General features: G+C 42.1%; 13 protein-coding genes and 1 pseudogene. 13 read left to right on the top strand and 1 reads right to left on the bottom strand.

What is annotated here, in order from left to right; all coding sequences use genetic code 11:
• The 13 genes from A3C46_02650 to A3C46_02710 all read left to right on the top strand — a co-directional run.
• Positions 1–463, top strand: a 463-nt coding sequence (locus tag A3C46_02650; GenBank protein ID OGQ22323.1) for a hypothetical protein, incomplete at its 5' end; no start/stop codon positions are given.
• 121 nt (positions 464–584) lie between these two features.
• Positions 585–1466: a hypothetical protein gene (locus A3C46_02655; GenBank protein OGQ22324.1), complete on the top strand. Its 882-nt coding sequence runs from the start codon at positions 585–587 to the stop codon at positions 1464–1466.
• A 10-nt stretch (positions 1467–1476) separates the two neighbouring features.
• Positions 1477–1926 (top strand): hypothetical protein, encoded by a 450-nt coding sequence (locus A3C46_02660; protein ID OGQ22325.1) that lies wholly within the window; start codon positions 1477–1479, stop codon positions 1924–1926.
• 387 nt (positions 1927–2313) lie between these two features.
• Positions 2314–2676, top strand: coding sequence for a nucleotide pyrophosphohydrolase (locus A3C46_02665; protein OGQ22326.1), 363 nt, complete (start codon positions 2314–2316; stop codon positions 2674–2676).
• A 2-nt stretch (positions 2677–2678) separates the two neighbouring features.
• Positions 2679–4544, top strand: a complete 1866-nt coding sequence (locus tag A3C46_02670) for an AAA family ATPase (protein OGQ22327.1) — start codon at positions 2679–2681, stop codon at positions 4542–4544.
• 4 nt (positions 4545–4548) lie between these two features.
• Positions 4549–5196 carry a hypothetical protein gene (locus A3C46_02675; protein OGQ22328.1) on the top strand — a complete coding sequence of 216 codons (648 nt, stop codon included), beginning with the start codon at positions 4549–4551 and terminating at the stop codon, positions 5194–5196.
• 3 nt (positions 5197–5199) lie between these two features.
• The gene (locus A3C46_02680; GenBank protein OGQ22329.1) at positions 5200–5880 is read left to right on the top strand and encodes a hypothetical protein; all 681 of its coding nucleotides are present in this window, start codon (positions 5200–5202) and stop codon (positions 5878–5880) included.
• Positions 5881–5887: 7 nt separating this feature from the next.
• Positions 5888–6169: a hypothetical protein gene (locus A3C46_02685; GenBank protein ID OGQ22330.1), complete on the top strand. Its 282-nt coding sequence runs from the start codon at positions 5888–5890 to the stop codon at positions 6167–6169.
• Positions 6170–6273: 104 nt separating this feature from the next.
• Positions 6274–7107 (top strand): DNA-binding protein, encoded by an 834-nt coding sequence (locus tag A3C46_02690; protein ID OGQ22331.1) that lies wholly within the window; start codon positions 6274–6276, stop codon positions 7105–7107.
• A gap of 2 nt (positions 7108–7109) precedes the next feature.
• Positions 7110–7859: a hypothetical protein gene (locus A3C46_02695; GenBank protein OGQ22332.1), complete on the top strand. Its 750-nt coding sequence runs from the start codon at positions 7110–7112 to the stop codon at positions 7857–7859.
• A gap of 61 nt (positions 7860–7920) precedes the next feature.
• The gene (locus tag A3C46_02700) at positions 7921–8178 is read left to right on the top strand and encodes an endonuclease (GenBank protein OGQ22333.1); all 258 of its coding nucleotides are present in this window, start codon (positions 7921–7923) and stop codon (positions 8176–8178) included.
• A gap of 19 nt (positions 8179–8197) precedes the next feature.
• Positions 8198–8638 carry a hypothetical protein gene (locus tag A3C46_02705; protein OGQ22334.1) on the top strand — a complete coding sequence of 147 codons (441 nt, stop codon included), beginning with the start codon at positions 8198–8200 and terminating at the stop codon, positions 8636–8638.
• 109 nt (positions 8639–8747) lie between these two features.
• Positions 8748–9317: a hypothetical protein gene (locus A3C46_02710; GenBank protein ID OGQ22335.1), complete on the top strand. Its 570-nt coding sequence runs from the start codon at positions 8748–8750 to the stop codon at positions 9315–9317.
• A 40-nt stretch (positions 9318–9357) separates the two neighbouring features.
• On the opposite strand, the pseudogene A3C46_02715 reads toward A3C46_02710, so the two are convergent.
• Positions 9358–9631, bottom strand: a pseudogene (locus A3C46_02715) (hypothetical protein).

Genomic DNA, 9631 nt, shown 5'->3' on the forward strand with positions numbered 1-9631 from the left:
CGCGTTTGATTTTTACGAGGAGTCCGAAAACTTGGAACACTGTAAATTAGAATCCGAAGTCGCGGCTCGTATGCTTGAGCTCGCAACAGAAGATCAAAAGGTAGATCGCGAGATTGGCGTAAGCGTTGCAACGGACATGCTCAACATGGCAGAAGAATCCTGCGCGGCCGTCGAGTCAGAACTCGAACGCACAAACGAATGGATCGAATGCGCACACGACATGCTTTTGACACAAAAGTATCGCGCGCTGCCGGAAGAGTGCTTCGAAGTTTTGTTCCCATCGGATGATGAGGAAGAGTTTGATTGTTGTGGCGAGGATGATTGTGGAGAGGAGGAGTGTGAAGGATGTGAGGAGTGCGAAGGCGGATGTAATGGAGAAGGTTGTGAGGGTGGATGTGAGGAAGATATTGCAGAGGATGAGGAGGTGATGAAGGGAGGATGTTGTGGTGGGGGATGTAAGTAAGTGAAAAAGCCGAGCCTGTGACGGGCTCGGCTTTTTGGTCGAAATCGTGAATGGAGGTTGCTTTTTGAATATATTAACGTTTTTTTGACAAAAAGTCGTTAATCATGTATAGTATTGGCATATGGCAACATCAAATCTGATAAAAACACGGATTAAAAAACGAAAGATTGAATTTGATCAGCTTTCCGTCGGGAAAGAGGCTTTATTGAAATTAATCAACGAAACAGAGCTTTCCGAGAGTGTTTTTAATTCAAACGCCATTGAAAATTCGACACTGACTCTTAAAGAAACGGAACGGATTTTACTTGAAATGGAAGTTTCGCGTGATGTTTCCGTTCGCGAAGTGTTTGAGGCAAAAAATTTGGCTCGCGTGATGGAATACATTCGAGACAAAACAAAAGATGAACTCACAAAAGAACGCATTTTATTGTTGCATAAGATGTTGATTGGAAATATCAATGATGAATTTGCCGGACGTTTTCGCGCATCAGGCGAATATGTGCGCGTCGGATCGCACATTGCTCCCGCACCGGAAAAAGTTGGCGGGATGATGGACACTTTGCTCACAGGATATTCAAATGATCATGATCGATATCTTCTTGATAAGATTGCGATGTTTCATTTGGAGTTTGAAACGATTCATCCTTTTTGTGACGGTAACGGTCGTATTGGACGTGTGCTCATCAACCTACAGCTCGGACAATTCGGATTTCCAAACATTATCATTCGCGATAAAGAAAAACAAAATTATTACAAAACGTTCGGGGAATATCGTGAGACAAAAAAAGCCATACGTATGGAAAAGATTCTCGCACTCTCCTTGCTTGAATCGCTTCACAAGCGTCTTGCCTATCTTCGCGGAGAAGAAATTGTAACGCTTGCAGATTTTGCAAAAACACATCCGTCATCTTTGCAAACACTTCTCAATTCCGCTCGCCGGCAATCGATTCCTGCGTTTCGCGAGAAGGGGGTGTGGAAGATTGGGAGAGAAATAAAATCATAAGAATTATTTTATGGATTCAATTCAACTTTCATTCACCAAAAAAGAATTTCGCGATTTGCTTTTGGAAGTTATGCTCGGTTCCGGCATTCTTGGTATGTTGGCGGATGAACGAGGAAAAAGCTCCGAACCATGTGAGGCGATACAAAAACGCTTGTTGATCGCAGCTCATCGTCTTGGATGGCATGAGATGGTTCAAGAATTTGAAGGTTCTTTGTTACCATCGGATAAACTCTGCGAAGAAGAAGAACATCTTTCGGAAGATTATGACGATAATGTGTTTTGGCACGAACTCGAAACACGTCTCGGCAAACGAGATTTTTATCGAACGGTTACAAAAGAGGAAGAAAAAGAGATGAAAGCGAAACAGTGGCTTCCTGAACGGGTGCATAAAATTTATGGCAGTTATGCAAAAGAATTTGAAGAGCATGGCCTTGAACGGCTTAGGGTAGTTGATGTGTAAGTAAATAAGAAGAGTCGAGCCCATGGGGTTCGGCTTTTTGGTTGGGTTGATTTTGTGCGTGGGATAGGGGAGAATAGACTTACATGACACCAAATCGGAACCAAAGACGATAAAACACACTATCCCAAGGATTCTCATCCCGCCGATATTGTGTTTTTTTATTTTTGCCCTTGTAGGCTAACTGGATAGACCACGGGTTTTCTACACCCGATGTCCGGGTTTTGCCTAAAGAGGCAAGACAACTGCATTCACTCGGAAAACCAAAATCGAATTTTGCTTTTCACTCGTTTCATTTGTTGTGCGAACCCCGGCGAGGGCACCAAGGTGAAGGTATTCACACAAGGCTTTATTTTTTCGGGGGGATGGGGGAGAATGGGTGGGAAATCTATGTCTGAACAAACTTTAGGAAAACTTAATGAACTCATCTCTCGGATCGTTGCTTTCCGCGATGCTCGAGATTGGAAGCAATTCCATAATCCGAAAGACCTTTCGCTTTCTTTGGTTTTGGAGGCAACCGAGGTTATGGAGCATTTCCAATGGAAGAGTAAAGAGGAAATGGAGACGTACGTCGTATCTCATAAAGAAGCGATCAGTGATGAGCTTGCAGATGTTTTGTATTGGGTTTTGCTCATGAGTCATGATTTAGATATTGATCTATTGAAAGCTCTTGAAAGCAAGCTTCAAAAAAATGAAGCGAAATATCCGGAAGCAAAAGCAAAAGGAAATCATGCTAAATATACAGAGCTTTAAATATGATCGTTTACTCTTCTACAAAGCAAGGATTTTTGAATGACGTAATGTCTAACGATATTCATAATGAAATCCTCTATGCCTTTCAAGAAAAACTTGGTCACAGCACCAGCATCAACGAAATAATGTCTTGGCAGAATTCCATGCCGTACATGGCGCGTATTTTGGATGATCAAGATATTCCAGCAGATGCCGGCGTTGCTATCGAATATAAAATTCCACAGACATCACGTCGTGTGGATTTTATTTTGACGGGATTAAACGAACAGAATAAAGAAGCTGTTGTCTTGATTGAATTGAAACAGTGGTCTACAGCATCTATGACGGGAAAAGATGCCGTTGTTGAAACATATGTGGGTCATGCGCTCCGAGAAGTGAACCACCCATCCTATCAGGCATGGTCTTATGCAATGTTGATCGAAGATTATAATCAGACCGTTCAAGAGGAAGAAATCGAAATCAATCCGTGCGCATATCTCCACAACTACACACCAGATGAAGTCATTTCTGACTCATCGTATGCAGAATATATTGATAAAGCTCCGTTGTTTTTGAAACCCGATGCTTTGGCGTTGCGTGCGTTTATCAAAAAATTTGTAAAGCATGGCGACAACAAAAATATTTTGTATCGCATCGATAATGGAAGAATCCGCCCATCAAAAAATCTTGCCGATAAACTCAGTTCGCTTCTTCAAGGGAATCAAGAGTTTATAATGATCGATGATCAAAAGATTGTTTTTGAAACGGCAAAGAAATTAGCGACAGAGTCAACAGAGAAAGATAAACACGTTTTGATTATTGAGGGTGGGCCGGGGACGGGGAAGACGGTTGTCGCGATCAACTTACTTGTTCAACTCACAAAGAAACAATTGAACACGCAGTACATTACGCGTAACTCTGCACCGCGACTCGTCTATGAAAGTAAATTGGCAGGAACACTAAAGCGTTCTCAGATTTCTAACTTATTTAGCGGATCTGGAAGTTTCCATCATGTGCAAAATAATGTTTTTGATGCATTGATTGTCGATGAGGCTCATCGGTTAAATGCTAAGTCGGGCATGTTCAAACACATGGGAGAAAATCAGGTGAAAGAAATTATTGAAGCATCAAAGTTCAGCATTTTCTTTGTTGACGAAAATCAAAAAGTAACTCTCCATGACATTGGAACGAAGGATGAGATTCGTCGATGGGCTATTGGTCTTGGTGCAACAGTTCATGAAATGGAACTTACATCACAATTCCGTTGCAATGGTTCCGATGGTTACCTTTCTTGGCTCGACAATGCGTTGCAAATTCGAGAGACTGCAAATGAAACACTTGAAGGAATCGATTACGATTTTCGCGTTATGAGTTCTGCAAACGAACTCCGTGATCTGATTTACGAGAAAAATAAAATCAATAACAAGGCCCGCATGGTCGCTGGTTATTGTTGGAAATGGTTGAGCAAAAAGAATCCACTCATGGACGACATTATTTTTCCTGAACAAAACTTCAGCGCGAAATGGAATTTAGATACGGATGGAATGTTGTGGATTGTAAAACCAGATTCCGTGAAAGAAGTCGGATGTATTCACACATGCCAAGGCCTCGAACTCGATTATGTTGGGGTGATCATCGGTCTTGATTTTGTTATCCGCAACGGGGAAGTTGTTACAGATGTTACACAACGTGCGAGCAGTGATAAATCCGTTCATGGATATAAGAAACTTTTGATGGAGGATCCGGAGAATACAATGAAGACTTTGGATTTGATTGTGAAGAATACATATCGAACATTAATGACGCGCGGGCAGAAGGGATGTTATGTGTATTTTGTGGATAAGGAGACAGAGGAGTGGTTTAGAGCAAGGATGATAAAGTTCAATTAGCACTATGTCACAACCTATCCTAACAGACATGTTCGGGCAACAAATTTACGCTACTCTTGATGCAAAATATATTGAGATTTTAGAAAAAACAAATACTCAACTTGGTTCGTGGGTTAGTTTGTATAGTTTTTTGGTTGGTCTGACAGGTGTTTTTGTTGGTTTGCTGGCAATAGTTGCTGCAGTCATAATTTTTCGGCAAAGCAAAGATTACAAAGAGAGCATGGAGAAGTTCCAACAAGAAATAAGAACTAAAGCGGATCAACAACTTGCAGAAGTCATAGAAAAGAATGAACAAAGACAAAAAGAGGCTGAAGATCGTTTTGATCTATTGATTGCAGAAAAAGAAAATATACTCGCTAATAACGGGGCTAGTGAAGGTGAACTAATGGAAGTAAGAAAAGATATTGAGAGATTAAAAGAAGCACGAGCCACGCTTCCCATCCGAATGGGAGCAACCCGAGTACAACCAATTAGTGATTTCGGTAGTTTGTCACAAATTACAAGCGGATATCTCGGTTTGCCAGTGCATCACTGCTCACAGTGTGGTTATGGTTTCCTTAAAGACAACCTTTTGTCCAGTATTACAGGAAGTATACGTTTGGGTGGAATGCCATATGCGTGTCCAAAATGTGGAAACGTAGATGAGGTTTAAAATATGCCACAATTCAAAACCAAAGTGATAAAGATTGAAACTGCATTGATGCCCTTTGTGCATGGATTTTTATCGCTGGCAGAGGGCGGACTCAACGCACTAATGCTTGAAGATCAATGTGGTAAAAAGAAATGGTTTGATGAGCAAGATAAGGCAATGTATGACTTGTTTGATGGAGGAAAAATTATCGCGATTGTTTTTAACATTCGTCATGGGATAGAATTACTCTTGAAAAATATCAGTGTGCAGAAAGATGGGAAGTGTTTATCCAGTCATGATTTAAATGAGTTGTTACTGGATTTAGAAAACAAAATACAAGATTTTTGTTTGGAAGAGCATCTTGATTTCTTGAAAGAGGTCGTTCAAAGATATGTTAGTTGGTGGTTTAGTACAAAAAATCAACCTAATGATCCCATGAATGAGCTAACTCGTTTTGGACAAAGTAAGAATGGGAACAAAAAACTTTTGTACGCATTCGTGCACGATCTCTCTAAAAAAGATTTAGAGCAAATGCGTAATGACTGTCATAATTTGAAACGTCTCAACGACTTGCTTGAAGGTCAACCACGTTGGTTTACTACCATGAAAAGGATTGGTGCTTCTAAGCAAGAAGTAAAGACGCAGATGCGTTCTGTTTCCACGATTAAAAATCCAGGATTTAAAAAGTACTCGGTTAAAAATTGATTTCTCTATGCCCCCCGAATCCAAACAACAAATCTTCGAATACCGTAAAGAACTCGAACAAGAACTTGAAGACATGCTTCGCGTCACCGAAAGCGATTTTTCTTTGCAAGATGTGAAAGATGCAATTTTTTATGAAGAAGACAACGACGACATGATGAAAGTTGTTATGATGTTTGATAAGGGAAATCCGCTCGAATTAAGCAATGCGATTGAGCTGGTTACGGATGCGTGGAATTATTTCCCTCATAAAATTTTAGACGGAATGTCGCCTGTGGAAAAAGGGATGTGAGATACGGACATATTTTTATCCACATCTTGTTTGTTATTTCTCAAAGGACACGGGAATATGGTGGGTATGTAATTGTGGTGAATTTGCCGTAATGAGAAATTTTTATGAAACATCAAAAAATAGAAATCAAAAATCAACTGATTGCTGTTACGTTGTCGGAAAATGAGGATAATTTTATTTCGCTAACAGATATGGCGAGGTATAAAAATGAGGATGATCCAAGATATGTTATCCAAAACTGGATGAAAACACGTTTTACTGTTGAATTTATTGGACTTTGGGAACAGTTTCATAATGAAAATTTTAACCGTGTCGAATTCGACACCTTTAAAAAAGAGGTTGGAAGTAACGCGTTTGTTCTTACACCTCAAAAATGGATAGAAAAAACGAATGCCATCGGAATAATTTCAAAATCCGGTCGTTACGGTGGCGGTACATTTGCACATAAAGACATTGCATTTGAATTCGCTTCTTGGATTTCAGCCGAATTCAAGTTGTACATGATTAAAGAATTCCAAAGATTAAAAGTTGAAGAAAACGAAAGATTGATTCTCGGTTGGGATGCTAAACGAATGCTCACAAAAATCAATTACAGAATCCACACAGATGCCATAAAAGAAACAATTATTCTCCCCCAAAAATTATCGCAAGCAGATGCGACGATTGTTTACGCAAATGAAGCGGATGTGTTGAATGTTGCATTGTTTGGTATGACAGCAAAAGCATGGAAAGATCAGAACAAAAACAAAGAAGGAAATATGCGCGACTACGCAGATGTGTATCAGCTGGTGTGTCTCGCGAATCTTGAGGGGATCAATGCGGAATTTATCCGCATGGGAATGTCTCAAAAAGAGCGATTGTTGAAATTAAATGAAACAGCCATTACACAAATGAAATCTCTTCTTCTGAATTCGAGCGTAAAGAAATTGTTGAAATAATTATGTCCATCTTTTATCAACCTCATCGCAAAGCCGACTGGAACTACGGTGGTCACAACTGGAAACTCTCCCGTTCCAAAATCGACCTCTTCATCGAGTGTCCGCATTGTTTCTATCTCGACAACAAAATCGGCGTGAAGCGAGTGCCAGGCTTTCCGTTCTCTATTAACAGCGCGGTGGATCATCTCCTCAAACAAGAGTTCGATTCGTATCGTGTAAAAGGGGAACAACATCCGCTTCAAGCGGAATATGGAATCGATGCGCGACCGATGGCACATGAAGAACTGGATGAGTGGCGTCGCAACTTTGGCGGGGTGAAATTTTTGCATAAGAAAACAGGATTGCTTGTGACGGGAGCGATCGACGACTTGTGGATCAATAGCAAGGGTGAACATATTGTTGTCGATTATAAAGCGACGGCGAAGGATGAGGCAGTGACGGTACTTGATAAGGAGTGGCAAGACGGGTACAAGCGTCAGATGGAAGTGTATCAGTGGCTGCTTCGTCAAAACGGGTTGAACGTCTCGAATATCGGATACTTTGTCTACTGCACAGGCAAGATGGATCGACAGGCGTTTGATAAGAAGATTGATTTTGATGTGAACCTCATTGAATATGTCGGCGATGATTCTTGGGTAGAGAAAACGCTCGTCAAAATTAAAACCTGTTTGGAGAGCGATGCTGCACCGGCATTCGGAAAATCGTGCGATTGGTGTGCATATTGGAAAGCGCGGCTTTCTGTTGAGGAATAACATACAGATCGCGGGGAGATCCCTCGTCGTCGAACTCCTTCGGGATGACGCGATAAAACATATGTACCACCTCTACATCCTCTCCTGCGCCGACCTCACCCTCTACACCGGCATCACCACCGACCTCGATCGCCGCATTCTCGAACACAACACCTCGTCCCGTGCGGCGAAATACACCCGCGCTCGTCGACCTGTCATGCTCGTTTTCTCGAAGAAATACCGCACGCGTTCAACGGCGTCGAAGGCGGAAGCTCGCATGAAAAAGTTGTCGCGCGAGGAAAAACAGAAACTTATTGCAACGATTTCCAAAAAGATGTGATATAATTTATGTCATCACTATGCATTTCATTCTTTTGCTTGGCCCACCAGGGTCTGGAAAATCAACCATTATCGGCGCGGCAAAACAAGAGGGGATTGAGGCGTATGATTTGGAAGAGTACGGACATGGGTTAACGGGGCCTGAAGATCGGTTGGCGAAAGCGAAGGAACTTGTAAGAACATGTGTTGGAAACGGGTCTGTGCTTATTGGAATGGCAGACGTAGATCCATCTGTATTTCCTTTGGACGCAACCAAGATTATGATTCTTCCATCGTTTGATGTGTATAAAGCACGTTTGGAACAACGAGATTTTGAACAAATACATAAACAAGGACAAGGAGGGGTCGAGTATAAATATGCGTCATTTGCAGAACAAGCAAAATCTTTTGAGAATGTGATTGTGAATGACGGATCCGTCGAAGAAGCACTTACGCAGATAAAACAATTTATTCATAAATAGAAATATTGTATGGCAAAAGGAAATAACGCGCAGCAAAAGAATGTAAAGAAACCAAAGAAGGATAAGAAAAAGTAGAAAGGAGAAAGCATAAAGTAGAAAGGGGGAAAATATGCAACGAACGATCCTGCTTCGAAATCAACCGGTCGAGTACGAGCTCAAAGCGAGTCTTCGTTCTCGGCGCATGCGCCTCGCCGTTTATCCCGGCGGGCGTTTTGTTGTCTCGATTCCGAAGCGGATGGATGAGCGACATGTCGAGAAGTTCCTTCTCGAAAAGGCCGAATGGATTCTCGGCAAGATTGACGCGATGAAGAAAAAGACGCCGGTCGAGAAAAAGCCGATCTCGAAACTTGAATTGAAACGACTCAAAGTTGTCGCTCTCGAACTTGTGCATCGTCGCCTCGAGTACTTCAACGACTATTACAAATTCACCTACCACAATGTCTCTATTCGCAATCAAAAAACGCGATGGGGAAGTTGTTCGCGCAAAGGCAATTTGAATTTCAATGTAAAAATCGCGATGCTCCCGCCGCATCTCGCGGATTACATTATTGTTCACGAGTTGTGCCATCTGAAAGAGATGAATCATGGATCTCGTTTTTGGAAACTCGTTGCACTGACGTTTCCGGAGCATAAAGAGTTGCGGAAGGAGCTTCGAAAAGGGAATATCACCCTAACATAAAAGCAATATGCATTTTTTGCACATTGCTTTTATTGTTTGCTTATTGCCCCGCAGGTCCTCCACTTGGTGCTCCGCCTCCGGATGGCCCGCCACCTCCTTGTGGACCAGTTCCGCCTGAGAAGCCATCTCCGAATGTTGCACCTCCGGCCGGTGCTTCACCTCCGAACGACCCATCTCCCGAGCTTCCACCTAGCGGACCGCCGCTCGGTCCACCTCCCGCCTCACTTTTTGGGGGAGGTGAGAATGAGCCTTGTGGGTTTCCACCAGGATTTCCGCCCTGCGGTCCGCCTCCTTGAGGTTCTCCTCCTTTGAAT

This window comes from Deltaproteobacteria bacterium RIFCSPHIGHO2_02_FULL_44_16, assembly GCA_001798185.1.
In the GTDB taxonomy this organism is placed as follows: Bacteria; UBA10199; UBA10199; order 2-02-FULL-44-16; family 2-02-FULL-44-16; genus 2-02-FULL-44-16.

Excerpts from the sequence above, each read along its gene's own strand:
- A3C46_02680 (OGQ22329.1), top strand. The coding sequence starts at position 5,200 with ATGCCACAATTCAAAACCAAAGTGATAAAGATTGAAACTGCATTGATG.
- A3C46_02690 (OGQ22331.1), top strand. The coding sequence starts at position 6,274 with ATGAAACATCAAAAAATAGAAATCAAAAATCAACTGATTGCTGTTACG.
- A3C46_02660 (OGQ22325.1), top strand. The coding sequence starts at position 1,477 with ATGGATTCAATTCAACTTTCATTCACCAAAAAAGAATTTCGCGATTTG.
- A3C46_02665 (OGQ22326.1), top strand. The coding sequence starts at position 2,314 with ATGTCTGAACAAACTTTAGGAAAACTTAATGAACTCATCTCTCGGATC.
- A3C46_02685 (OGQ22330.1), top strand. The coding sequence starts at position 5,888 with ATGCCCCCCGAATCCAAACAACAAATCTTCGAATACCGTAAAGAACTC.
- A3C46_02710 (OGQ22335.1), top strand. The coding sequence starts at position 8,748 with ATGCAACGAACGATCCTGCTTCGAAATCAACCGGTCGAGTACGAGCTC.
- A3C46_02670 (OGQ22327.1), top strand. The coding sequence starts at position 2,679 with ATGATCGTTTACTCTTCTACAAAGCAAGGATTTTTGAATGACGTAATG.
- A3C46_02705 (OGQ22334.1), top strand. The coding sequence starts at position 8,198 with ATGCATTTCATTCTTTTGCTTGGCCCACCAGGGTCTGGAAAATCAACC.
- A3C46_02700 (OGQ22333.1), top strand. The coding sequence starts at position 7,921 with ATGTACCACCTCTACATCCTCTCCTGCGCCGACCTCACCCTCTACACC.
- A3C46_02675 (OGQ22328.1), top strand. The coding sequence starts at position 4,549 with ATGTCACAACCTATCCTAACAGACATGTTCGGGCAACAAATTTACGCT.
- A3C46_02655 (OGQ22324.1), top strand. The coding sequence starts at position 585 with ATGGCAACATCAAATCTGATAAAAACACGGATTAAAAAACGAAAGATT.
- A3C46_02695 (OGQ22332.1), top strand. The coding sequence starts at position 7,110 with ATGTCCATCTTTTATCAACCTCATCGCAAAGCCGACTGGAACTACGGT.